Origin of the sequence: Streptomyces sp. NBC_00258 (genome assembly GCF_036182465.1) — a bacterium.
Lineage (GTDB): Bacteria > Actinomycetota > Actinomycetes > Streptomycetales > Streptomycetaceae > Streptomyces.
Genome location: NZ_CP108081.1, coordinates 943,083 through 966,728, shown reverse-complemented (window position 1 = coordinate 966,728; position 23,646 = coordinate 943,083). Strand labels below are relative to the sequence as shown.

The window sequence follows — 23,646 nt, the reverse complement described above, 5'->3', positions numbered from 1 at the left end:
AGGATCAAAGGCACCGATCCGAAGGAGTTCCCATGAAGACGCTGATCGTCCACGCCCACCCGGAGCCGAAGTCGCTCAACAGCTCGCTGAAGGACCTCGCGGTGTCCACATTGGAGACCGCCGGGCACGAGGTACGGGTGAGCGATCTGTACGCGATGAACTGGAAGGCGGTCGTGGACGCTGCGGACTACGGACCCGACGCCTCAAGTCCGCTGAAGGTCGCCCTGGACTCGGGCCGGGCCTTCGATGCCGGGACGCTCACCCCGGACGTCCTCGCCGAGCAGGAGAAGCTGCTGTGGGCCGACACGATCATCTTCCAGTTCCCGCTGTGGTGGTACACGATGCCCGCGATCCTCAAAGGCTGGGTGGACCGGGTGTTCACCTACCACTTCGCGTACGGCGTCGGTGAGCACAGCGACACCAAATACGGCGAGCGCTTCGGCGAAGGCACCCTCGCGGGCAGGAAGGCTCTGCTGTCGGTGACCGCCGGCGGCCCGGAGTCACACTACGCCGCTCGCGGGATCAACGGCCCCATCGACGATCTGCTGTTCCCGATCCATCACGGCATCCTCTACTACCCGGGCGTCGAGGTGCTGCCGCCGTTCGTGCTCTACGGCACCGACCGGATGACCGAGGAGGGCTACTCAGACGTCGCCAAGGCCTGGGAGCAGCGCCTGCTCACCCTGGAGTCGACCGAGCCGATTGCGTTCCGACGGCAGAACTTCGGCGACTACGAGATCCCCTCGCTGCACCTGAAGGAGGGACTTGAGCCCGCGGGCCGCACGAGTTTCGGGCTGCACGTTCGCAGCTGACCGCCCGCGCTCTCCCTGGAACGTCCCATGGAGACCACCTCCGCGACTTCACCACGAACCCGAGGGTCCACCTCCTGACATCGGGGCGTCGAGCCCTCGGGTTCCCGCCCAACAGCCTTCAGTTGCCCGAACTCACGGGGGTCACGGGGCATCGCCGAGGTAAGCCCGAAAGGGGCCATGGGGTGATCTCGTTCGGTGAGACGACTAACAGTCCTTGTTCGCGGGGCCATCCAGCACGCGTAGGCGTAGCTCCGGACGCTCCCGGCACGGCGGCCCTGAGCGACGAAGTCACGCAGATGCCGGCGTATCTGCTCGATCGGCTCCCCGTCCGCGCCCTGTACCTCGTACGGCACGACACCGTCGGCCTCCACCACCCGACCCCACTGCGGGAGCCGGATCGCATCGACATCGCGCACAGCCCGGGACCCCGACGACCTCGCAAGGTCCCCGACAGAGGTGAAATGCGGCAGCGTCCACAACGTGTCGGGTGAGCCCGCAGTCTGCCCACCGGGACCAATTCCTCAGTTCAGGACGGTTGCAAGGGCGCCTGTCACGGCAGCAGCAAGGGTGAGGACTGCCGCGAAGGCGGCGGCGGAACGCATCAGGGCAGCCGGGTATGTGGCGCCGTCCAGGCGAGCCAGTTTGCCGGTGCCGACGGCTGCCAACAATGCGACGAGTACCACAGAGACAACGGAGAACAGCACAACAGCGACATGCGACACCACGAACTCCCAGAGGACGGTGAGACGTTGACGTGACTCAACGTCCCGAAAGCGCTGTTCGCCGTGGTTCGGCCGGGCGAAGATGAACATCGGCGAACACACTGAGCAGGAGACGGTCGCATGCACGACGGGCGCACGAAGCGCGAGGCCGCGCACGTCGAGTTACGCCGCATATTGACGGACGGTCTGGCTCTGGCCGGACTGACCAAGACGGCTCTGGCCCGCAGGGCAGCGTTGGGCCGTACCACTGTGCAACTCGCGTTCCAGGCTGATGCTCCCGCACCCTCGCCTGAGACCATCGCGGCCCTGGCCCGCGCCCTGCGGATGCCAGAACAGCCATTGCTGGATCTGCGCAGGACGGCGTCGGGGGACGACGAAGCCCTCCCCGCTTCAGGTCTGGGCAAGCCCATCAGCGAGTGGGGCCCCCATCAGTTGGAGGTACATCCGGCCGGACCCCTTGGACGCGGGTATGCCTCCCAGCCGGGGTCGGCGCTACCTCGCTATGTGCCACGTGAGCATGACCATCTACTGGCTGAGGCAGTGCGGGACGTCCAGCAGAGCAAGACTCGGATGGTGGTCTTGGTCGGATCCTCATCAACTGGCAAAACGCGAGCGTGCTGGGAAGCGGTTCAACCTCTTGCCGATCAAGGATGGCGACTGTGGCACCCCTTCGACCCCACTCGAGCAGAGGCCGCACTCGCCGATCTCGCACGTGTAGAGCCGTTCACGGTGGTGTGGCTCAATGAAGCTCAGCACTACCTCGGCGCCATGGAGAGCGGTGAGCGGATCGCAGCAGCCCTGCACAGCCTCCTCACCGAACACGAACGCCAGCCCGTGCTCATCTTGGGAACTCTGTGGCCCGAGTACGCGAATCGGTTCACCGCCCTGCCCGGTGTCGGCGCCCCGGACCCCCATAGTCGAGTGAGGGAACTGCTCGCTGAGCGCATGCTCTCAGTCCCAGAAGCCTTCAACCCCCGGGCTATGCGCGCAGCTGCCACCTTCGCCAGGGATGGTGACCGGCTCCTGGCGGATGCCCTCAGCCGGGCCGGTGGCGACGGGCGTGTGACACAAGACCTCGCGGGGGCACCGGAGTTGCTGCGCCGGTTCGAGCACAGCTCGCCCGCTGCGAAAGCGCTCCTGGAGGTCGCCATGGACGCGCGTCGTCTCGGAGTGAGCTTGAACCTTCCACAGGCCTTTCTCCTGGACGCTGCGATCGACTACCTCAGTGAGCACGACTACGCCCAGCTCAGCGAGGACTGGCGGCAGGCCGCGCTGGCTGAACTTGCCCATCCCGTCCACGGGAAGCAGGCTCCCCTTCGCCACACTCCAGTCCGCCCCAAGCGCCGCTCGCCCGGTAGTCATACGCCATCCGCTCCACCACCACCTCCGAAAGAGCCGGCGGTGTTCCGGCTGGCCGACTATCTCGAACAACACGGCCGCGCTACGCGCGGACTTGTCTGTCCGCCGGCATCGTTCTGGGACTCTGCGTACAGGCACCTCACAAGGCCCGAAGATCTCAGATCGCTTGCTCAAGCAGCCAACGCGCGTGCGCGCTCTCAGTGGGCCTACCACCTCCTTTATCGCAGTGGTGAGGTCGGTAGCACGAGCGCCTTTGTCCAGCTTGCGCGCCAACGCGCCGCGGTCGGGGATTCAGATAGGGCCGAGGCTCTCTATCGCAAAGCCGCTGAGGCCGGCGACATCGATGCTCTGATCATTCTTGCGCAGCATCGGGCAAGGGCTGGAGACCATGAGGAGGCGCTAGAGCTTGCCCAGCGAGCCTCTGCTGCAGGGGATGCCACTGCATTCCACAACCTCGCGCTGCTTCGAGCCAGTGCTCGGGACCACGACGCGGCCGAGGCCATCTACAGGCAGGCTGCTGATGCAGGTGACCTCCAGGCTCTCGTCAAACTCGTCTGGCTGCGTGAGGAGGCTGGAGACCATGACGCTGCCGAAGCCCTTGCCCAGCAAGCCGCCCGAGCGGGTGACACGGGGGCCTACTTCAGCATTGCCCTGCTACGGAGGCGGCTTGGAGACCGCGATGGTGCGGAGGCCGTCTACCAGCAGGCTGCCGAGATGGGAGACGTTCACGCACTGATTGCACTGGCGCGAGTCCGAGAAGAGGCGGGCGACGTCGGTGCGGTCGATGCTCTGGCTGTCCGTGCTGTTCAAGTCGGCGACGCGCTGGCCCTCGCCGCCCTGGGGGAGGACCGGGCAGAGGCTGGAGACCACGAGGCCGCCGAGGCGCTTTACGAGAACGCCGCCGATGCCGGCAGTGCCCCAGCGTTGTTCCGATTGATGCAGATCCGGGAAGCAGCAGGCGACTACGAGGGCGCGGGGGCTTACGCCCAGCGAGCCGTTGATACCGGCGACAACAGCGCGCTCTTCGACCTCATGAGAATCAGGGAAGTAGCCGGCGACTATGAGGGCGCGGAGGCCTACGCTCAGCGGGCTGTTGATACCGGCGACAACAGCGCGCTCTTCGACCTCGCGTTGTGGAGGGAAGAGGCTGAGGACTTTGACCGGGCTGCGCGTCTCTTCCGCCGGGCAGTCGATGCCGGTGATACCAGAGCGATCGCTCACCTGGTGCAGATCCAGGAGGAGGCTGGAGATCATGCCGCCGCCGAGGATCTTGCCCGAGAGGCTGCCGATGCCGGCGACGCGGGTGTCCTGGTCGTCCTTGCTCGATTTCGGGAGGAAGCCGGAGCCCACGATGATGCAGAGGTTCTCGCAGGGCAAGCCGCGGATGCGGGGGACACCAGTGCCCTTTTCTACCTTGCTCTGCGCCGTCAGGATGCCAGGGACCACGAGGGAGCCATGGCTTTCGCCCAGCGCGCTGCCGAGGTCGGCGACACGCAGGCACTGCTGTCCCTGGCAAGAACGCGAAGGCACTCAGGCGACCGTGACCGAGCGGAAGCACTGTACAAGCGCGCGGCCGAGGCCGGTTCCGTCGCGGCGTTGACAGCTCTCGCGCGTCTACGGGAGGCGGCCGGAGCCCATGCCGAAGCCGAATCCCTCGCCCAACAGGCCGCCGACGCCGACGACACCAGCGCCCTCTTCGACCTCGCTCTGCGGCGTGAAGAAGATGGAGAACACCTCCAGGCCGAGACCCTCGCCCGGCGGGCCGCCGACGCGGGCGATACCAGCGCTTTCGTTGATCTAATCCGTCTTCGAGAGGCAGCCGGAGAACATGAGAGGGCAGAGTCGCTCGCACAGCAAGCGGCCGACGCCGGTGACGCAAGTGCCCTATTCGACTTGGCCCTTCGACGAGAAGAGTCTGGTGATCACGACCGAGCAGGTGCCCTCTACGAGTGCGCGGCCGAAGCCGGACTTGCTGCGGCCCTCACTCATCTCGCGGGTATGCGCGAAGAAGCCGGGGCCCATGCCGAAGCCGAGTCCCTTGCCCAACAGGCCGCCGACGCCGGCGATACCAACGCCCTCTTTGACCTGGCCCTGCGACGAGAGGAAATGGGCGACCCAGACGGGGCCGAGGTTCTGGCCCAGCGAGCAGGTGCTGGGGGCCACACAAGCATATTGATCGCCCTGGCACAGCGGCGCCGCACCCAAGGGGACCAGGCGGGGGCAGACGCCCTCGCCCGGCAAGCCGTCGATGCCGGGGATCTCAACCACACCGGGCTCAAGGATCGCTGGCCATACGGACTGGACGCCGACGGCGAGCCAAGTCCCCCTTGGCCCTGATGTCATAGGCACATCCGGGATTTGCTGCGCACGATCACAATTAGTGCCGCGAGCTGGATCACGGGAGCGTGATGAGGGCGATGCTGTCTGACTGCGCGACGGCCAGCCGGGTGCCGTCGGGGTGGAGGGCGGCCACGGGGGAGGGGACGTGGGTGACGCCGAAGCATGTCGCCTTGACGGATACGCCGACCTCGGGCCATTCGGCAACGAGGCGCCCGGTAGCGGTGTCGAGCAGCCTTGGGTGGCCGAGGAGAGAGATCACGTGATCGCCGCGGGGCAGGAGCAGGACGCCCGGCTCGGCATCGGCGATCGGGTTGCGGTGGAGCCACCGTCCCTCGGACACCGACCACACACCGAGGTGGCGAGCCGGAAGCGTGGAGTCATCTTCGCCGCTCCCCCTTCGCCCCCCGTCGCCAGCACCAGCCGATCGCCGTCGAGCCAGCAGCCCGCTGTCACCTCGCCGTTCATGACCGCCTCTGTCGGCAGCAGGCCCTCGCCGTCCAGAGTGGCGGGGTCGGTGAGCGCGAGCGCCGTGTCGTAGACCATGGCGACCCCGAAGGGATGCCAAAACCATCCGACCGCGAGCAGGTACTGGCCGTTGGGACTCAGGCTGAGCCTGGAGTGGAAGACGTCCCTCGGCTCACGCCTGCCGGCGGTCAGCCGCTCGCCGCTCGCCGCGTCCTCGATCTCGAGCATGTTGTACTCGTCGGGGCAGTGCACGACGACCTCGCGCCCGTCACCCAATGTGCCCAGGGCGAGCGGGTAGTCGTAGTTCTCCGCCTGGTAGTCGCTGCGGTTCAGCTCCCGCACGACCCGATCTCGTTCGAGCAACACCCCCTCGATGCCGCGTTCTTGGTACACCGCGGAGTACGGTCCTGAGACCGAGGTGATCCCGGCGTCGAACGGAAAGCTCCACGCGGAGACCACCTTCCGCTCCACCCCGTCGCGGCCCCAGCGCCGACCGCATCCGGAGACCAGTTCGTCGCCTTGCCATACCAGCGCTTTCGGCGCGGCCTCTACCGGTATCGACTCCACGGTCATGGACGACTACCCCATTCCGAGAACCCTGGACAGGCCCCTCGCGAGGAATCTACGGGGCCCCATCGGCGGGACAGCCCCCGGGACCACACGGATGGCTCACCGGACAGCTCCGAGGCCCGGCGCTGTCTGACTCCTGCGACGACGAGGACCTCGCATTTCAGGCCCCAGCAACTACTCGCCCGTGTAACTGCGCTGTGCCGACCCGCTGTCCGGTGACGTACGGGTTGGCGCTGACGTCGATGCCCGTTCGGAGATAGCTGAGCAGCGCCTTCATGACCAGACGGCGACCGAATCCGTAGACGGCCGGCTCGACGAACCAGCGGCAGAAGCCGGGGTCCCCCCACCCTGTCTGGCGTTACGCCTCCCTGCCCGGCTCACTCTCCGCGCGCGGATCACGGGTGAGCTATCCTCCGCGCATGCGTGGACAGTTCACCGGTTGGCCGGAGCAGGCCATGGACGTGTTGTGGCAGCTCCAGGGCGAACCGACCCACGCGATCCGCGAGCGCTACCGCGCGGACCGCGAACGTCTGGTCCGGCAACCGATGATCGCCCTGCTCAACGAGGTCGCGGACACCGACCCCCGGTACGAGGACTTCTCCGTCTGGCACTACCGCACCGACTCCTGGTGGTGGCAGCACCAGGGCGCGGTGATCCGGCTCGGCCGCAAGATCGAGATCAATCTACGGTTCTCCCTGGACGGCCTGCGGATCCAGGGCGCCTGGTGGTATCCCGACCCCGGCCAGGTGGACATGTTCCGCAAAGCCGTGGCCTCGGAGGGGAGCGGCCGTGAACTGTCCGGCATCGTCGAGGACGTGCGGAAGAAGGGCTACGACATCTCAGGGGACGTGATGAAACGCCTCCCGCGCGGCTATCCGACGGACCATTCCCGTGCGGACTTGCTGCGCCACCGTTCACTGATCGCCGCCCGTCCCTTCGGCTGCGAGGAGTGGCTGCACACCTCCGAGGCAGTCGACAAGGTCCTCTCGGCCGCCGCCGACCTGGACGCCCTGCTGATGTGGCTGGTCCGCCACGTGAAGCGCACCACCTGACATCACGAGGGCGCCGCGCACCCAGAAGGTGATGTGCACCTTCAACGCCGACCGGTCGTCCATCGCCCGATAGCCGTCCGGCGGTTCGGCCAAGGGGTTGGCACGGTCGAAGACGGGCCCTGGGTTGTATCAGAGGTGGTATCGATCGGCGACCTGGAGGGCTTGTGGGGCGGCGCGGGTGGCGCCTTCAGCGAAGACGAGGCGCGGTCGCGTTCGCGGCAGACCATCTCGATGCCGGACGGCTCGGCGAGCCAAGCCGCCAGCGTGCATGGTGGTTTGAGTGGTCGTAGGCGTTCAGTGCGCGCGTGACTGGCTGGCCGCGCCTGAAGCTGGCTCCCCTCATCAGGCCCCTTGGGATCGGCCATCTAGGCTGGCGCGGTGACTGGTGGACAGGAGCGGGTGCAGCCGTCGGGAGTGTGGGCCACGGCGGTGGGGGTGGCCAGGGTGCGGGCGCTGGAGACCGAGCGGGAGAACGCGCTGTTCCGCGACCCACTGGCACAGGCCTTCGCTGCTGCTGGCGGCCTGTGGCCCTCCTCGCCGTCGCTGCCCGGTGACGAGGCCGCGCGACGCCGCCGGCTGGGCGTGGCGTTGTCCATCGTCATCAGGACGAAGTTCCTCGACGACCTGTTGCAGCGGGCCTCCGAGTCCGGGGTCCGGCAGGTCGTGCTGCTCGGAGCCGGCATGGACAGCCGGGCCTTCCGGATGGACTGGCCCGAGAGCACCCGGCTGTTCGAGGTCGACACCGCCGCGCCACTGGACTTCAAGGCTTCGGTGCTGCGCCAGGAGCGGCTGAACCCCGACGACATCGCCGCGCTCAGCCCGCACCGCAAGGACAACGTGCTCCGCTTCGGCGACTACGACACTGCGCTCCTCCACATCCCGCCGTCGCCGTACGGCAGCGCGCTGAACCTGCGTGCAGAAGAGGGCTGAGGTCTCGGCCTGGTAGGTCAGGGACGTTCTTGAGTTCGCTCAGGTTCGTTTCCCGAGATCCCGTCCGATCGAGTCGATCGGACGGGATCTTCTGGTTTTCGGGGCGTCAGCTGGAGCGCGGGGTCTCAGGTGTTGTGATCTCGGGTGCGGTCCAGCTGGCCAGGACCTGCAGGGCCTGCGCGGTTTCGGAGCCCGGTTCGACGTTGTAGACGCACAGGGTTTGTTCCGCGTCGCCGGGGGCCTGGAAGGACTCGTAGGAGAAATGCAGGTCGCCGACGAGGTGGTGGTAGTAGTGCTTGGCTCCGTGGGTGCGGCGCAGCACGCGGTGGTCGTTCCACCAGCCGGTGAACTCGGGTGACTGGAGGGTGAGTTCGCCGACGAGGTCGGCGAGTTGTCGGTCGTGGGGGTAGCGGCCTGCTTCGAGCCGGAGGATGGCCACCGTCTCCGCGGCGATCCGTTCCCAGTTGCCCACGCGCTCACGGGCCTGCGGGTCCAGGAGGTAGTAGCGGGCCAGATTGCGGCGGGTGGCGGGCAGGGCGTCGAAGTCGGTGAGGACGACCCTGGCGAGCCGGTTGGAGGCCAGCACGTCGGTGCGGCGGCCCAGGATGAAGGCCGGGACCTGGTCGAGGGTCTCCAGCATCAGGTGCAGCCCCGGCCGGACCCGCTGGGCCCTGGCCGGCGCGCGGCGTATGGTCCGGGTGCCGGACCGCAGCAGGTCGGTGAAGTGTTCGCGTTCGGTCTCGTCAAGGCGCAGCGTGCGGGCGATCGCTTCGATGACCTCGGCGGAGGGGTTGCCCGCTCGCCCCTGCTCCAGACGTGTGTAGTACTCCGTGCTCACGCCGGCCAGGCGTGCCACCTCGTCCCTGCGCAGGCCCGGTACGCGGCGTACGCGTCCGTCGGAGGGCAGTCCGGCGTCTTCCGGGGTGATGCCCGCGCGCCGTGAACGCAGAAAGTCAGAGATTTCCTTGGTGCCGTCCATGGCTCAAGTGTGACTACCTCAGCGGTGCCGTGCGGCTCAAGGGTAGTCCTGCCGGTACCCGTTTCGGCAGGACCAGTTATGGCGTCCTGGGAGGCCGGTGCGGGTGGTGTTCTGGATGTGCGGCCAGCAGTCGCCCACCGCGATCCAACCCTCTCTTATCGCTTGGAAGGTACGCATCATGACCACGAACACCACCTCCCGCCCCCTGGCCGGTCGCGTCGCCGTCGTCACCGGCGCCTCCAGTGGCATCGGCGAGGCTTCCGCCGAACAGCTGGCGTCCCTGGGCGCCCGCGTCGTCGTCCTGGCGCGGCGTGCCGACCGGCTGGCGGACCTGGTCTCCCGGATCGAGCAGGACGGCGGCAACGCGGTGGCGATTTCCGTCGACGTGACCGACGCTGTCGCGGTGCAACGCGCCGCCGACCGGGTGGAGGCAGAGTTCGGCGGTGCTGACCTGCTCCTGAACAATGCCGGAGTCATGCTTCCCGCTCCGGTCGAGGAGCTGGCGACCGACCAGTGGAAGCAGCAGATCGACCTGAACATCACCGGTCTGATGAACGCGATCGGCGCTTTCACACCGCAGTTGGTCAAGGCCGCCGCCGAGCTCGGTGTGGCCGACCTGATCAACACTTCCTCGATCGCGGCGCAGAACATCTTCCCGAACTTCGCCGTCTACTCCGCCACAAAGGCGTACGTCACCCACCTCTCCCGTCACCTGCGGGCCGAGCTGGGTGCGAAGAACGTCCGCGTCTCGGCGCTCGAGCCGGGCATCGTCGGCACCGAGCTGCAGAGCCACGTCACCGACCAGGGCGCCCGGGACTGGCTGGCCGGCTCCAAGGACACGATGGAGTGGCTCACGGCGCAGGACGTCGCGGAGACCGTCGGCTTCATCGCCTCGCTGCCGCCGCGAGTGAACCTCCAGCAGGTCACCATCATGCCCACCGGCCAGGCTGCCTGACCAGCCCTTCACCGGTGGTACCCCAGCCGCGGGCAACGATCACCAGATGGTCCGCGTCCTCGCCGGTCGACACCAATCGTGAACTGCCCTGGAGCTGAGTTGACCCCTGGCTGACCGAGAGCCGTCCGCTGATCATCGGTTACTTGCCGTCGAAAGGACAGATCTTCGTGCGCGTCCATACCATCGCCGCCGCCCTCACCCTCCTGCTCGTGGCCACCCCCGCCGCGGCCTCCACGCACACCGGAAATCCGGCTCCCACCCCATCGGCCCAGGCCGCGGAACTCCGGAACGACGCCGACATCGGCCTGCCGTCCCGGTACATCGTCCCGGGCCAGCGGGCATACCCCGGCGGGTTGGCATACGAACGGGCCACCGACCAGTTCTTCACCGGCAGCACACAGGAGGGCACCCTCTACGTGGGCACGCCCGGCCGGGAGAGGATGCAGGTGTGGCTCCGGGGCGGCGTGGACGGCCGTACAACCACATCGGGGCTCATCTCCGACGACCAGGGCAGGCTCTACGTGGGCGGAGGCCCGACCAACCGGGTGTGGATCTACGACATCCGATCCCGTCGGCTCCTGGCCACGGTCTCCGGCGTGCCCGGTGGCTTCGTCAACGACATCACTATCGCCGAGGACGGCACCGCCTACGCCACCGACTCGCTCGGTCACCTCATCTACCGGATCACCGAGCGGGACGGGCGCTGGAGCATGCACCCCTGGCTCGACCTGGACGGCACTCCGGTGGAGCACGTCGACGGGCACAACCTCAACGGCATCATCGCGGTCGACGGCGACAACCTGATCGCCGTGCACAGCCAGTCCGGCAAGCTGTACCGATTCGCCCTGACCTCCAAGGAGATCCACCAGGTGGACCTCGGCGGCGCCTTCCTGTACGGCGGCGACGGCCTCGTCCGTTATGACGGACGGCTCTACGTGGTCCGCGGAGGACTCTCCCCGCAGAACCCGCAGGCGCAGGTCTCGGTGCTACGGCCGGCCGAGGACTGGTCGGCGGCCGAGATGGAGTCCGTGATCAATTCGGACTTCCTGCATCCCAGCACCGCGCGAGTGGTACGTGGGCGGCTGCTGGTGGTCAACAGCCAGTACAACACCGGGCAGACCGGTGGTCAGCCGGAGCTCCCGTTCTCGATCTCGGCTATCCCGCTCGGCTGACGCCGCCCGCCGAGGGCCGCCCGTCGGGTCAGCGGGCGGCCAGCACGGGCACGTCTGCCACCTTGCCGAAGTCCTGCACCTGGTCCTTCACCTCGGACGTCACCGACTTGACGTCGTCGGCGGGGGCCGGGTAAGTGACGAGGCATCAAGGTCGACGTGGACGGCACACACCACGTCTGGTTCGACTACGAACTCGACCAGTAACGCAGCAGGTCAGACGCGAAGCCATAGGCGGATCGCAAGGAGGGTGACCGTGCCGTGGAAGACGTGGGCGCGCTTGTCATACCTCGTGGCCACGGCCCGGGAGTTCTTGAGCGCGTTGATTGTTCGCTCGACTTCGTTTCTGCGTTTGTGGATCGTCGTGTCGAAGCCGGCGGGCCGGCCGCCTTTGCTGCCGCGGCGCTGGCGGTTGGCCCGTTGGTTCTTCGGCTCGGGTCACCGTGATGACCTCGTGCCGGTTGCCGATCGTTCCTGGGGCAGAGTCGAGCGGCGGTCTTGGCCGATACGGATGTCCGCGTTCGGGATGTCCGGATCGATGGGAGGGCGCCAGTGCGCCGGGCCGCCGCGGCTTGCCCCGGGCCACGGTCGGCTTCCGGCCGTCTGCCCGAATTCGCCGCATTGCAGCTGCTCGTAGCGGACTCCGCTCGGACGGTCGGGAGGCGCGGCAGGCAGTCCGCCCGATGGGCACCCTGACCCAAGTGTTGTAATGTCAACACCATGAGTGTTGAAAGTTCTACAGATGAGGCGACTGAGCTGTGGCTTCAGTGGCTGCGCGCTCATCAGGCCCTTAGGGCCGTCATCCTGTCCGACGTGACGGGGCAGAGCGGTATCGCGGAGCAGGATTTGACCGTCCTCATCCACCTCAGCAAGGCGGGCGGCGAACTGCGTCAGAACGCCTTGGCCTCCACTATCAGCTGGGATCGCACGCGCTTGTCCCATCTGCTTACGCGCATGGAGGGACGCGGCCTGATCACGCGCACGAAGCTCACCAACGGAGTACAGGTCACCTTGACGGCCCTCGGCCGGGACACACTCGAACAGGCCATGCCGCATCTCTCGGATGCCGCCCGCCGACATCTCCTCGACCGCCTGGGCCGCCAAGACGCGGCAGCTCTGCACCGCATCCTCAAGGCCCTGTGCGTACCCCGCTGAGCCCCGTCCTTTCCCCCGCCTGGTCTGCCGCCGCAGGCGAACGCGATAACGAAAGCGAGCAATTATGACTCTTCTGGTGACAGGCGCCCGAGGCAATGTGGGCGGAGCCGTACTGGAGGCCCTACTGGCGGCGGGCGCGCCCGTCCGGGCGATGAGCCGCACCCCTCAATACGGACAGTTCCCCGACACGGTGGAGATGGTCCGCGCGGACCTCACTGCCCCTGAAAGCTTCCCGCAGGCACTGCGAGGCGTCTCGAAGGTCTTCCTGTACGCCCACCCGGTAACCGCACTCGACTTTGCCGCCGCCGCACGCGACATGGGTGTCGAGCACATCGTCGTCCTGTCCTCCGCCAGCGTCATCTCGGCGTCCGCAGACGACCCCATCGCTCGACAGCACCGCGGCGTGGAGGAGGCCGTGATCGCCTCCGGAGTCGAGTGGACGTTCGTCCGGCCCGGATACTTCGCCACCAACATGCTGCGCTGGCAGAGCATCCGAACCGACAGGGAACTGCGCACAGCCTTCCCCGATGCCACCACATCCCCGGTCCACGAGCGCGACATCGCCGCAATCGCCGCGGTCTGCCTACTGGACGATGCGCACAAGGGAACGGCTCATGCGGTACTCGGAGCGGGGCCGTCTACAGTCCGAGAGCAGGTCGCTGCCATCGCCGAGGCCATCAATGAGCCCGTGCGCGTCGTCGAGACCGACGTCGAAACCTACCGTGCGGAGCTGTCCGCGAAGCTGCCGGCCTTCGCCGTCGACCTGTTGATCGAAGCCCGGGGGAACATCCCTGCAGTGCCCGCCGAACTCGCCAGGGACGCGGTACCCGATCTCCTGGGCCGGCCCGCGCTCACCGTCGCCACATGGGCCAACGATCACGCCGACCTGTTCCGCTGAGCGTCCCACCGGCCATCGCCGTTGAACTGGCGATGGCAATGTTCATACTGATCAGCGACCTCAATGACTCCGACAACACCTTTGTGGTCGTCCAGCCCGACGAGGACGACCCCGTCTGGGTCTGGTTCGTTTCCGTGGCCGTCCTGTGTCCCAACTCGCTGCCCGCCTGCAGTACGCCGACAGCAGCCACTTCAGCCGGGACTTCAAGAAACGCTACAGCCAGACCCTCACCGAATACGCCCGCTCGACCGGAAGCTGAACCGACCCCGACGGTTAGAGTCAAGCGCTACGTCCGATCTCCGACCCACTGAGCTTTTTCAAGCTGACGGTGCTGACCGCGAGTTGGACTGTCCTGCACAGCGATGAAGCTCCTGGTAGACGGGTTCTAGATCAAGATCACCTGTGTCCGCCAGGAGTTTCAATGACGATGTCAAGCGCCGCGCTTCTTGAGGTAGAAGTCTCGGTTCGGGCCGTCGCGGATGATGCTGGTCTGTGCGGAAAGGTAGAACCCCCGGCGCAGACGGCGGCTACATCGTTTGGGCCGGTGCAGGCTGCCGGTCCGGCGTCAGGAGTGCCGGGGGCACGGGTACCAATCCGGCGGCGGAGGCGAGGTGGCCAGCGTCGGCGTAGGTCGCCAGGTCCCCTGCCCTAACGACGAATTCCGCTCCCACGAAGCGGGTGGCCCCGTCGGCCATCGCCCCGATCGCCGATGGCTGACCACGGCCGATGATGAGATCGCCTTCAGACTGCCGGCCTGGAGCGCTCGTTGACTATGGTGGGGCGGTCACGGATCAAGGTCATGTTCTTGATCTTGTCGGGTGGCGGAATGCCCCGGCGCTGTTTCTTGCGTCGCGTGCGCGTCCGCAGCCGGCCACAGGAGTCCGGCGAAGAGTCCGCGATAGATTATCTCGGCGCAGGCGTGCATCTGCGGCTCGTCGGGGTACTGCCGCCGGAGGTGGCGGGAGATCTGCTGTGGCGACCACGAACCTGACGTCCACCGGCCCGACCGGCATGATCAAAGTGACTGGCGCCGCTCGCCAAGACCCTGCTCTTCCAAAACGTCGAGCGGGGCGTGCTGCCCCAGCTGTACGCCGCGACCGCGCCGGACGCCCGCAGCGGACAGCTCTTCGGCCCCGACGGCTGGAAGGATTTCCGCGGATATCCCACGAGGGTCCGCCCCGGCGACGCGTCCCACCCGGACACGGCACGTTGGCTGTGGGATCTGTCCGAGGAGCTGACCGGGGTCCGCTACGCCATCGCCACACCTCGTCCTGACCCGGGTCCCGGCTCGTGGACGATGTCGGAGGAACTCACCGGGACGAAGTTCCCACAGGAGATCGCGGTGTCGCGCTGAGTAGAGCACGGTAGAAGTCGAGGTGGCTGCGGGCCGCCGTGTCCCAGGTGTGGCGGGTGGCGAGATCGCGCCCCGCGGCCTGCCGGGCAGGGTTGTCGGTGGTGAGGGCGTGGCCGAGTTCGGTGGCCAGGTCGTGGGGTGTGGCGGCGAAGCGGGCGGCGGGGCCGAAGACCTCGCGCAGGACAGGCAGGTCGCGTACGACCAGGGGGATGCCCGCGGCGAGGGCTTCCATCGCGGCGAGGCCGAAGCCTTCATTGAGGGAGGGGAAGGCGAAGGCTTCGGCCGCCGCCACCAGTGACGGCAGGTCCTCCTCGGCGATCTGGCCCAGCACCACCGGTTCGACGCCGAGTTCGGTCGCCCGGTTCTCCCAGCGGGCACGGTAGTCGCGGTAGTCGAACAGGGTCTCGCCGCCCGCGATCACCAGTCGTACGTCGGGGTGGGCGGTGCGCAGCAGGGCGTACGCCTCCAGCAGATCCAGCGAGCCCTTGCGGGGTTCGATTCCGCCGACGGTGAGGATGTAACGGCCAAGGCCTGAGCGCCAGTCGGCGCGGGCCGCTGGGTCGGTGGTGGCGAAGCGGTCATACGCCACTCCGTTCGGGATGACCGCTGCCCTGATGCCCCAGCTGTCGGTGACTTCCGTGGCGACGGCCGCCGACACGCAGATGTGCGCGTACGGCTCGACGATGGCGCGTTCGTGGCAGGCGGCCAGTTCGGGGGTGGTGAAGTGGTCGATGTGGTGGACTGTGCGGACGCAGCGGCCGCCCACCGCGTTGGCGCTGATGCAGTCCTGGGCATGGACGATGTCGTACGCCGCCGAAAAGGGCTCGAAGGCGTCGCCGAGTACGGCGATGGAGCGCAGGATCCGCTCGCCGACGGTCTCCTGTGGTGGGCCGTCCGGGAAAGGGACGATCCGCAGCTGTACAGCCGGATCCACGGGCCGGAAGAAGCCGGTGTCGCCGCTGCGGCCCAGCGTCCACACCGTGACGTCCTGCCCGGTCGCGGCGAGTGCCTCGGCGAGGGCGAGGGTGTGTACGACTCCGCCGCGAGGCTTGGTGGAGTAGCTGAGCAGGGCGATCCTGAGCCGTGTCATGAGGGGGTCTCTCGGTAGGCGTCCGGTCGCCGCTCGTCGAGGTGGTGCAGGATGCGGCGGGCGCGGTCGATCTCCTCTGCGACGTCGACCTCGGCGACGGCGAGGCCGGCTTTGGCCCAGGTGCGCGCGAGGATGTCGCCGCCGGGGCCGACCACCTTGGACTGGCCGAGGAAGCGCATGCCGCCCATCGTGCCGGTCTGGTTGGAGGAGGCGAGGACGACCTGGTTCTCGGCGGCGCGGGCCTGGTCGTACAGGTCGAAGAGCTTGGCCTGGCGGTCCTGCGCCATGCGCGGGGCGCGGTTGGTGATGCTGGTGGGCCAGGCGGACAGACAGGCGAGGATCTCGGCGCCGTCCAGGGCCAGGGAGCGGGCCGACTCGGGGAAGGTCTTGTCGTAGTCGATGAGCATGCCGAGGCGGCCGATGGGAGTGTCGAAGGCGTCGAAGCGGTCGCCGGGGGAGTAGGCCGCAACCTCTCCGGCGGGCAGGTGGACCTTGCGGTGGCGGCCGAGGATCCCGTCGCCGCTGACACAGACGGCGGCGTTGTAGCGCTCGGTGCCGCCGTCCTCGCAGTAGCCGAGGCAGACCACCATCTCGGCGGCCAGGCGCGCGACCTGGAGGATCAGCGGGTCGTCGGGTTTCAGGGCCGGGGGCAGGGCCTCGGGGTCGGGGTGACGCAGGTCGGCGAGGTAACCGCCGAGGGCGGCGTCGGGCAGGACCAGCAGTCCTGCGCCGGAGGCGCGGGCGTCGTCGATGAGTTTGGTGATGCGGGCCAGGTCGAACTCCAGGTCGCGGCCGAAGTGGGCGGCCGCGGCCGCGATCCTGATGGTGCTCATGCGGTGACTGCTCCTGGGGAAAGGTCGTAGGTCTCGGGCCGCCGGTCGCGCAGGTGCCCCATCGACCGGCGGGCGGTCTCCAGTGCCTGTACGACGTCGAGTTCGGCGATGGCGACGCCGGCGGCGACGCCGGTGTCGGCGAGGATCTCGCCGCCGGCGTCGACGACCTTGGCGCTGCCGACGAAGCGTAGCGACCCGAACCTGCCCGTCTGGTTGGCGGAGAGCCACACGATCTGGTTCTCCAGGGCGCGGGCCCGGTCGAACAGGTCGAAGCGGCGCTTCCAACGGTCGTTTTCGAGATTGGCCGTCGCGTTGGTGCGGGCGCCGGGCCAGGCGGAGACGCACACTCCGATCTGTGCTCCGTCCAGCGCCAGTGCCCGCGCCGACTCCGGGAACGCCTTGTCGTAGCAGATCATCATGCCGATCCGGCCGACCGGGGTGTCGAAAGCGCGGAAGCGGTCGCCGGAGGAGTAGCTGGCATCCTCGCTGAGAGGCTGGTGGACCTTGCGGTGGTTGCCGAGGACGCCGTCCCCGCTCACGCAGACGACGCTGTTGTAGCGGGTGTCGCTGGCTGCTTCGCAGTAGCCGGCGACGACCGTCATCTCCCCCGCCAGGGCGGCGAGTCGGCGGATCTCGGGGCCGTCGAGGGGGAGTGCGGGCGGACCCTCGTCGAGCTCGGCGGAGTCGTCGAGGCTGAGCAGGTACCCGCCCAGGCACGCCTCCGGCAGCGCGAGCAGTCGTATGCCGTCCGCCCGGGCCTCTTTGATCAGCCGCTCGGCGATCTGGAAGTCCTCCTCCAGGTCGCGGCCGAACTCGGCGGCCGCAGCCGCCATACGCAGGGTGGTCATGCGGTCCCCATTCCGGTCACGGTGGACGCGACCGCTTCGGTGATCTCTCCGTCGGGCCAGCGCAGCCCGACCCCTTGTCCTTCGCTCAGTTCCCCGCACACCGCATCCGTGGCGGGCCCGGCGGGCAGAGGCGGTGCCCCCGGCTCGTCGGCCGTGACCATCGCGAAGCCCGGGAAACAGGTGATCCAGTCGCCCATGGTCACGGCTCGCGGCCGGGGCACGGCCGCCACGTCGAGCACCGCGCGGCAGCCGCTCGCCTCCGCGAGCATGCCGAGCGTGCCGGCGATCCCGGCCATCGACACGTCCTTGGCGGCGGCGGGCCGGGCGGCGGCCACCGCGCCGGTCATCGTGCGCAGTTCGTCGGTTCGGCGGTGGGTGGACGAGTCCCACTGGCGGCCCCGGTGACCCGGGCGCCAGGAGCCGCCGAGGTCGGCGGTGAGCCGTACGGCGTGTCCCGGGCGTCCGCCGCCGCCCGGCACAGGTCGGCCGGTGCGGCCGAGCGCGGTGACCGACAGCGCGGCAGGGACGCCGAGCTGAGTGTGCCCGCCGAGCACCGGAACGCCGTACGCTTTTGCCGCTCGCGCCAGTCCGGCCAGGACCCGAGCGGCATGCGCGGCGTCGCGGGCGCCCACCGCGTCGAGCAGCCCGAGCGGTGAAGCGCCCATCGCAGCAAGGTCGTTGATGTTGACCAGGACCGCGCACCAGCCCGCCCACTCGGGATCCCGCTCGACCATGGACGGCACGATCGCGTCGCACGCGGCGATCAGATCGGTACCGGGAACAGGGGCGCCGTCGTCACCGACGAAGCCGGTGCCTCCGAGGACGGTCGGCGCCGCCGTGTGCAGGGTCCCGCCGACGAGGTCCTGCATGGCGACGCCGACCGCCGGTGCACGCAGAGCCGCAAGGAGCGGTCCCAGGGCGGCCTTGGTGGCCGCTGTCTGCGCGGCGATCCGGTTGATCGGCCAGCGCATGAGGGCGTGTGGCGTGCCCGCGACCGTCGTGTCCCGGACCCGCTGCCAGCCGAGGCGGCGGAACAGCACCTCGTTACGGGTTTGGACCGTCGCGTCGAACCGCAGCACGCCTTCGGTCTCCGCGCGGGCGCACGCGGCCCGCACGAGTGCCGCGCCGATACCGTGCGGGCCGCGGGTCCGGCGGGCGACGACGAGTCGGCCGCCCTGCCACCAGCCGATGTCCGGACCGTCGTCGACCGGGCACAGGCGCACCCCGCCCACCACGGTGCCCTCTGGGTCCTTGGCGACTAGGACGACGGTCCGGGGGTCGGTGTCGCGGCTGTCCAGATCGTGCTGGGCGTAGAGCCCCTGCTCGTGGACGAAGGCGTTGCGCCGCAGCTGCCGGTAGGCGGCCACGTCCGACGCGCCTGCCGCCTCCTCGATACGGAAGGCGGGCAGTCGGGCGAGCGTGCTGCGGTCGCCCAGCAGGGCCAGGATGTCCTGCGGATCCTCCACGGCCGGCACGACGACGGAACCATCGAGGTACACGGCGCTCACCCGCCCGCGGCCTGGAGCACACTGCACGCTCCGCAGGCCGCGCAGCCGGCCTTCTGGTCGGCACCGCTCATCCCGGTGGCGCGCAGCTTCGCGGCGACGCCCTCGGTGACGTACTTCAGCAGTCCGGCGCCGGGTGCCTCGACACCGTCGCGGGCTGCGAGGGTGCCGCTCATCGGGCGGAAGGGAACCACGAACGGGTACACGCCGCGGTCGATCAACCTCCCTGCCCCCGCGATGAGTTCGTCGGGGTCCTCGCCGAGGCCGACGAGGAGGTAGGTGGAGACGCGGTTCGGTCCGAAGACGCGCACTGCCTCGTCCCAGGCGGCCTCGTACTCAACCAACGGGACCGTGGACTTGCCGGGCATCCATTGCCGGCGCACCGTGTCGTCGAGGGACTCGACATGGATGCCGATGGCGGTCGCTCCGGCGGCGTGCAGTTCGCGGATCCAGGCCAGGTCGCCGGGTGGCTCGCACTGCACCTGGATCGGCAGGCCGGGCACCGCTTCGATGACGGCGCGCACGGACCGTACGAGATTCCGCGCGCCGCGGTCGGGTCCGGTGGTGGTGCCGGTGGTCATGACCATCTGCTTGACGCCGTCCAGTCGTACGGCGGCCTCGGCGACCTCGGCGAGCTGAGCCGGGGTCTTCGCGGCCACCGTGGCGTTGGAGCGCAGGGACTCCTCGATGGTGCAGAAGCGGCAGCGGTCGGCCTCGGAGTAGCGGATGCAGGTCTGGACGACGGTGGTGGCGAGGACGTCGGAGCCGTGCAGGCGGGCGATCTGTTCGTAGCGGGTGCCGTCGGCTGTGGTCAGGTCGTAGAACCTTGGCCGCTGGACGGGTGTGAGGGAGATTCCGGTGTCTTTGAGCCCGCCGGTCTCGTCGCCCAGCCACACCTTGCCGTCGCGTACGGAGTAGGGGCTGTCGGGGTTGCGGGGGAGCGCGGCGTTGGCACCGTCGACGAGGACGTGTCCGTCGTCGCTGGGCCCCGCGCCGTCCGGACGCCGTACCGGCGTCTCCGACGCGACCCCGTGCAGGGCGAGTTCGGTGCGCGTCATGATGCGTACGTCCACTGCTGTCGATCCGGTGCCAACGCTCACGGTCGTACTCCCTACAGCTGGTAGGTGGAGTTGATGATGGCGCCCTTGCGCGCGTAGTGGATCAGCGCGTCTTGGACGTCGAGGGGATGGGTCGGGATGACGCCCTCGATCAGGTCCTCCTCGCGGGCGCCGTGCAGGGACAGTCCGAAGCGGCAGCAGAAGACCTTGCCGCCCTCGGCGATGAATGTCTTGAGCTGGTTGTTGATGTTGTGCTCGCCGGGGAACGCGGAGTTGCCGACGGTCGGAAAGCCGCGGGTGGCAAGGCAGTTGAGCGAGCCAGGGCCGTAGAAGTAGATCGCGGTCTCGAAGCCCTTGCGCAGGGCGCGGGTGGCCTGCAGGACGGCGACGAAGGACACGGACGACTCGTGGGCGATGCCGTGGACGAGGGTGAAGTAGGTCTCCCCGTCCTCGGCCTGGTAGTCGGGGAAGACCTTGGTGGAGCCGTAGATGCTGGTGCCCTCGGGGAGCGAGGGATGCGGGATCTCGTCGAGGGACTTCTGCTCGACGTCGGAGAGTTCGGCGGTGACGACGGATTCGGACATGGCTGTCTCCCTGTACGTGGTGTGGTCGTACGTCGTGTGGTCGGGGCCGGAGGTCAGTCGTAGAGCGCGGCGAACGTGTCCCGGAAGACCAGGTCGCCGAGTTCGCCGCCGCCGGTGGCTTCGGCGAGGCGGGCGTATTCGCCGGTGAAGTCGCCCCAGGGCTGGTCGCTGGCGAAGAGCACGCGGTCGTGGCCGATGCCGCGGCGCTCGATCTCCCGGGCCAGCCAGCGGGGGGTGAAGCCGATGGCCCAGGAGAGGTCGGTGTAGACGCGCTTGCCGGCGTCGATCCAGTCGAAGAACCGGGAGCCGGCGAGCTTGATGTGGCCGCTCATCCCGCCGCCGAAGTGCACGAGATGGACGGGGACCTGGTCGCCGTACCAATCGACGAGGTGGCCGACCTCGTCGATGTCGGAGGCGGCGCCGGGGGAGGTGTGCACGTGGACGACGAGGTTGTGCCGGGTGGCTGTGGCGAAGATGCGGTCCAGTTGGGGGCGGCAGGCGGGGTCCGTTGGATGCCCGCCGAGCAGGAAGCTCAGCTTCAGCGCCTTCACGCCTTGCTCTCCGGCCAGTGCCAGGGCGTGCTCGGTCCGTTGGGCGTCCTGTGGGCGTGGTGACACCCATAGCCCGGCGCGGATCCGGTCGTCGCTCTGGGCGGCCTCCAGCGCCAACTCGTTGAAGGAGAAGGCGATCGCGGGGTCGGGGACACCGTAGTTGGGGATGACCAGTGCGCGTTCGGTGCCCTCCGCGTCCAGGTCGGCGATCAGCTGTTTGACCGTGGCGCGGGCAGTGGTGTCGGGGTTGACGGGCGGGCCGCCGTAGAAGGCGTAGGCGGGCAGGACGCCGATGTGGCGGTGTGCGTCGAAGACCACGTTCTGGTTCCTCAGCTTCCTCAGCCGATCGGGAGGGCGGAGGCGAGTTCGGCGGGCGCCCCGGTGAGCGTGCCGCACACGTCGGCCAGGCGGCGCGAGGCGTCGATGTGGTCCGCGAGGAACTCCGCGTCCCTGCCCACCGCCTCGAAGCGGCCCGAGCCCCACGAGTACTGCCAGGGCAGACCCAGGAAGTGCAGGCCGGGCGTGCTGGTGGCGCCCCGCCAGTGCATCGGGTAGCCCCGGCCGTCGAAGACGGGAGCCTCGATCCACCGGTGGTCGCGCCGGAAGCCGGTCGCCCAGACCACGGACGTGATCCCGATGGCCTCCAGGTCCAGTTCGCACAGCTGCTCGTCCGGCTCCCACACCGGTACGTACCGGTGCTCGGTCGGGGCGTCGATCCCCTGCGCGGCGATATACGCATCGATGGCGTCCTTGATGCCCTCGGCGACCGCATCCGCGTGGTCCAGGTTCACCTTCAGATCGTCGGCGAACTCCAGAGCCGTACCGCCGATGTGGGTGAGGCGTCCGTACAGCCGCATGCCGTCACGGGCGAAGGCCCGCAGGTCGATGTCGCGGCCTCCGTTGCGGCCGGTGACGTAGTGGTTCACTCGCATCCGGACGGCGCCGGCGTCGTCGAACTCGTCGATGGCCTTGCCGTAGTGGCCCATGTCGTCGAGCCAGGCCACACAGTCGCGTCCGCGGTAGAAGCGGGCCACGCGGGGTGCGCTGCCGACGGCCAGGTGCACGGGCCGACCCGCCAGATGCAGGTCCTCGGCTATCTGGCAGCCGGACTGGCCGGTGCCGACCACCAGGACCGCGCCCTCGGGGAGCTGGTCCGGGCCGCGGTAGCTGGAGGAATGGACCTGGGTGATGTGGTCGGGCAGGCGTTGGGCCATCGGTGGGACGGACGGCGTGTGGTACGGGCCGGTGGCGACCACGACCTGGTCGGCGGTGAAGTCCCCGGCCGTGGTGGTGAGTTCGAAGACTCCGACGGTGGTGCGGCGCAGCCTGGTGACGGACACCCCCTCCACTAGAGGCGGCCGGAAGAAGGCCACGTAGTCCTCCAGGTACCGGACGATCTCGTCACGGACCATGAACCCGTCGGGATCGTCGCCCTGATACGGATAACCGGGCAGCCTGCACTGCCAGTTGGGCGTCACCAGGCAGAAGGAGTCCCAGCGGCGCTCACGCCACTCGTGCCCGACCCGGTTTGCCTCGATGACGACGTGCTCGACACCGCGCTCCCGCAGGCAGTAGCTCATCGAGAGTCCCGCCTGTCCTGCGCCGACCACCACCACGGGATAGTGGCTACCGGCCGGCCGCGCCCCCGGGCTCACCGCGTCCTCCCGTCGGTCCCGGTCAGGGACTCGACCATGACCTTGGCACCGCTGACGGTGCGGTGAGAGGCAGCGGTCCGCTCGATCTGCGCGAGTTGGTCGGAGGCGCCGGTGCAGTAGAAGCCGAACTTCTCCTTCACCCGCTCTCCGGCGATACCGAGTGCCGTACGGCTCCGCTCGACGAAATCCTCGAGCTCGTAGTCACTGCCTGGAACGAAATAGTCCTCGACTACTGTGGAGGGGGAATAGCAACGCTGCGTCACACCATCGGGCCAGCGCACATGGAAATACATCTCGGGCATGACATCCTCCATGCCAGGCGCCGAGGTCTTGACACCTCGCCGCTGTCTGTGGAGTACAACTCCACCCCTCGGAGATTTCCGAACGAAGTCATCCGGAATAAAGGGGAGTTGCCACATCCTCATGTGCCCTCGGCGCTCCGTGGTTCAGCTTTGAGGCAGAGTCCAGATCGCGCTCCAGCGGTCTGCCCAGCTCGTTGAGGGGCCTTCGTGAGGAAGCGCCCGAAAGGAACGGCAAGGAACCATGACCGCGCGTTGACAAGCGATCGCCGACGACGGCGGTGTCCTGCCCGATCAGGTCACTGTCTCCCTGCCGGCTACCGCCTACCAGCGTCGGTGACCACGAGCGGGCGCTGGTGCCCCGCATGCAGCGCGGGGAAGGCAGGGCACCCGTGTAGAGGCCGCTCGTCTGGCCGTTGCCCTTCGGGCTAGACCTTCACCCCTCGCGTTCGACGGCTTTCCT

General features: G+C 68.5%; 22 protein-coding genes and 3 pseudogenes. 10 read left to right on the top strand and 15 right to left on the bottom strand.

Going from position 1 to position 23,646, the window contains the following annotated elements; translation table 11 throughout:
• Positions 1 to 32 precede the first annotated feature (32 nt).
• The gene (locus tag OG718_RS04605; RefSeq protein WP_328843341.1) at positions 33 to 812 is read left to right on the top strand and encodes an NAD(P)H-dependent oxidoreductase; all 780 of its coding nucleotides are present in this window, start codon (positions 33 to 35) and stop codon (positions 810 to 812) included.
• Positions 813 to 1,333: 521 nt separating this feature from the next.
• Here OG718_RS04605 and OG718_RS04600 read toward each other — a convergent pair.
• Positions 1,334 to 1,624, bottom strand: a complete 291-nt coding sequence (locus tag OG718_RS04600; RefSeq protein WP_313904928.1) for a hypothetical protein — start codon at positions 1,622 to 1,624, stop codon at positions 1,334 to 1,336.
• 450 nt (positions 1,625 to 2,074) lie between these two features.
• On the opposite strand from OG718_RS04600, the gene OG718_RS04595 reads away from it, so the two are divergent.
• Entirely contained in the window at positions 2,075 to 5,230 is a 3,156-nt protein-coding gene (locus tag OG718_RS04595) for a tetratricopeptide repeat protein (RefSeq protein ID WP_328843340.1), read from the top strand.
• A 58-nt stretch (positions 5,231 to 5,288) separates the two neighbouring features.
• Here the strand turns inward: OG718_RS04595 and OG718_RS04590 are convergent, their stop codons facing one another.
• Positions 5,289 to 5,492 carry a hypothetical protein gene (locus tag OG718_RS04590; protein WP_328843339.1) on the bottom strand — a complete coding sequence of 68 codons (204 nt, stop codon included), beginning with the start codon at positions 5,490 to 5,492 and terminating at the stop codon, positions 5,289 to 5,291.
• Positions 5,489 to 6,271, bottom strand: coding sequence for a hypothetical protein (locus OG718_RS04585; RefSeq protein WP_328843338.1), 783 nt, complete (start codon positions 6,269 to 6,271; stop codon positions 5,489 to 5,491). Before OG718_RS04585 ends, OG718_RS04590 begins: the two co-directional genes overlap by 4 nt.
• Positions 6,272 to 6,687: 416 nt before the next feature.
• Here OG718_RS04585 and OG718_RS04580 point away from each other — a divergent pair, with 416 nt between their 5' ends.
• Positions 6,688 to 7,320 carry a DUF2461 family protein gene (locus OG718_RS04580; RefSeq protein WP_328843337.1) on the top strand — a complete coding sequence of 211 codons (633 nt, stop codon included), beginning with the start codon at positions 6,688 to 6,690 and terminating at the stop codon, positions 7,318 to 7,320.
• Between the two features lie 414 nt (positions 7,321 to 7,734).
• A pseudogene (locus OG718_RS04575) lies at positions 7,735 to 8,109 on the top strand (SAM-dependent methyltransferase); the annotation flags it as partial.
• 247 nt (positions 8,110 to 8,356) lie between these two features.
• On the opposite strand, the gene OG718_RS04570 reads toward OG718_RS04575, so the two are convergent.
• Positions 8,357 to 9,229, bottom strand: coding sequence for a helix-turn-helix transcriptional regulator (locus tag OG718_RS04570; RefSeq protein ID WP_143644267.1), 873 nt, complete (start codon positions 9,227 to 9,229; stop codon positions 8,357 to 8,359).
• 178 nt (positions 9,230 to 9,407) lie between these two features.
• On the opposite strand from OG718_RS04570, the gene OG718_RS04565 reads away from it, so the two are divergent.
• A complete protein-coding gene (locus OG718_RS04565) occupies positions 9,408 to 10,184 on the top strand; it encodes an SDR family oxidoreductase (RefSeq protein ID WP_143644268.1) in 777 nt (258 codons plus the stop codon).
• A gap of 167 nt (positions 10,185 to 10,351) precedes the next feature.
• Positions 10,352 to 11,356 (top strand): hypothetical protein, encoded by a 1,005-nt coding sequence (locus tag OG718_RS04560; protein WP_328843336.1) that lies wholly within the window; start codon positions 10,352 to 10,354, stop codon positions 11,354 to 11,356.
• A gap of 213 nt (positions 11,357 to 11,569) precedes the next feature.
• Here the strand turns inward: OG718_RS04560 and OG718_RS04555 are convergent.
• A pseudogene (locus tag OG718_RS04555) lies at positions 11,570 to 11,791 on the bottom strand (IS5/IS1182 family transposase); the annotation flags it as partial.
• A gap of 282 nt (positions 11,792 to 12,073) precedes the next feature.
• On the opposite strand from OG718_RS04555, the gene OG718_RS04550 reads away from it, so the two are divergent.
• The 3 genes from OG718_RS04550 to OG718_RS04540 all read left to right on the top strand — a co-directional run bounded on the left by OG718_RS04550 (position 12,074) and on the right by OG718_RS04540 (position 13,665).
• Complete coding sequence (locus OG718_RS04550) at positions 12,074 to 12,508, top strand: MarR family winged helix-turn-helix transcriptional regulator (RefSeq protein ID WP_328843335.1); 435 nt, start codon at positions 12,074 to 12,076, stop codon at positions 12,506 to 12,508.
• Positions 12,509 to 12,584: 76 nt separating this feature from the next.
• The gene (locus OG718_RS04545) at positions 12,585 to 13,406 is read left to right on the top strand and encodes an SDR family oxidoreductase (RefSeq protein WP_186001554.1); all 822 of its coding nucleotides are present in this window, start codon (positions 12,585 to 12,587) and stop codon (positions 13,404 to 13,406) included.
• Positions 13,407 to 13,551: 145 nt separating this feature from the next.
• Positions 13,552 to 13,665, top strand: coding sequence for an AraC family transcriptional regulator (locus OG718_RS04540; RefSeq protein ID WP_328843334.1), 114 nt, complete (start codon positions 13,552 to 13,554; stop codon positions 13,663 to 13,665).
• A 180-nt stretch (positions 13,666 to 13,845) separates the two neighbouring features.
• Here OG718_RS04540 and OG718_RS04535 read toward each other — a convergent pair.
• Positions 13,846 to 14,077, bottom strand: a pseudogene (locus OG718_RS04535) (transposase); the annotation flags it as partial.
• 401 nt (positions 14,078 to 14,478) lie between these two features.
• Here OG718_RS04535 and OG718_RS04530 point away from each other — a divergent pair.
• Complete coding sequence (locus OG718_RS04530; RefSeq protein ID WP_328843333.1) at positions 14,479 to 14,760, top strand: hypothetical protein; 282 nt, start codon at positions 14,479 to 14,481, stop codon at positions 14,758 to 14,760.
• Here OG718_RS04530 and OG718_RS04525 read toward each other — a convergent pair.
• Genes OG718_RS04525 through OG718_RS04485 form a run of 9 tightly spaced genes read right to left on the bottom strand, consistent with a single transcriptional unit; the run spans position 14,717 to position 23,186 of the window.
• Positions 14,717 to 15,850, bottom strand: a complete 1,134-nt coding sequence (locus OG718_RS04525) for an MSMEG_0565 family glycosyltransferase (protein WP_328843332.1) — start codon at positions 15,848 to 15,850, stop codon at positions 14,717 to 14,719. The two genes, OG718_RS04530 and OG718_RS04525, sit on opposite strands and share 44 nt — an antisense overlap.
• The gene (locus OG718_RS04520) at positions 15,847 to 16,683 is read right to left on the bottom strand and encodes a carbon-nitrogen hydrolase family protein (protein WP_306935205.1); all 837 of its coding nucleotides are present in this window, start codon (positions 16,681 to 16,683) and stop codon (positions 15,847 to 15,849) included. The genes OG718_RS04525 and OG718_RS04520 overlap by 4 nt, the downstream gene beginning before the upstream one ends.
• Complete coding sequence (locus OG718_RS04515) at positions 16,680 to 17,531, bottom strand: carbon-nitrogen hydrolase family protein (protein ID WP_306935204.1); 852 nt, start codon at positions 17,529 to 17,531, stop codon at positions 16,680 to 16,682. Before OG718_RS04515 ends, OG718_RS04520 begins: the two co-directional genes overlap by 4 nt.
• Positions 17,528 to 19,030, bottom strand: coding sequence for an MSMEG_0567/sll0787 family protein (locus OG718_RS04510; protein WP_328843331.1), 1,503 nt, complete (start codon positions 19,028 to 19,030; stop codon positions 17,528 to 17,530). The genes OG718_RS04515 and OG718_RS04510 overlap by 4 nt, the downstream gene beginning before the upstream one ends.
• A gap of 5 nt (positions 19,031 to 19,035) precedes the next feature.
• On the bottom strand, positions 19,036 to 20,136 hold the full coding sequence (locus OG718_RS04505) for an MSMEG_0568 family radical SAM protein (protein ID WP_260695869.1): 1,101 nt from the start codon (positions 20,134 to 20,136) through the stop codon (positions 19,036 to 19,038).
• Between the two features lie 11 nt (positions 20,137 to 20,147).
• On the bottom strand, positions 20,148 to 20,678 hold the full coding sequence (locus tag OG718_RS04500) for an MSMEG_0572/Sll0783 family nitrogen starvation response protein (RefSeq protein WP_143644277.1): 531 nt from the start codon (positions 20,676 to 20,678) through the stop codon (positions 20,148 to 20,150).
• Positions 20,679 to 20,731: 53 nt separating this feature from the next.
• A complete protein-coding gene (locus OG718_RS04495) occupies positions 20,732 to 21,547 on the bottom strand; it encodes an amidohydrolase family protein (RefSeq protein WP_143644278.1) in 816 nt (271 codons plus the stop codon).
• 20 nt (positions 21,548 to 21,567) lie between these two features.
• Positions 21,568 to 22,842, bottom strand: coding sequence for an MSMEG_0569 family flavin-dependent oxidoreductase (locus OG718_RS04490; protein WP_328843330.1), 1,275 nt, complete (start codon positions 22,840 to 22,842; stop codon positions 21,568 to 21,570).
• Between the two features lie 38 nt (positions 22,843 to 22,880).
• Positions 22,881 to 23,186 (bottom strand): MSMEG_0570 family nitrogen starvation response protein, encoded by a 306-nt coding sequence (locus OG718_RS04485; RefSeq protein WP_306935199.1) that lies wholly within the window; start codon positions 23,184 to 23,186, stop codon positions 22,881 to 22,883.
• Positions 23,187 to 23,646: the final 460 nt, after the last annotated feature.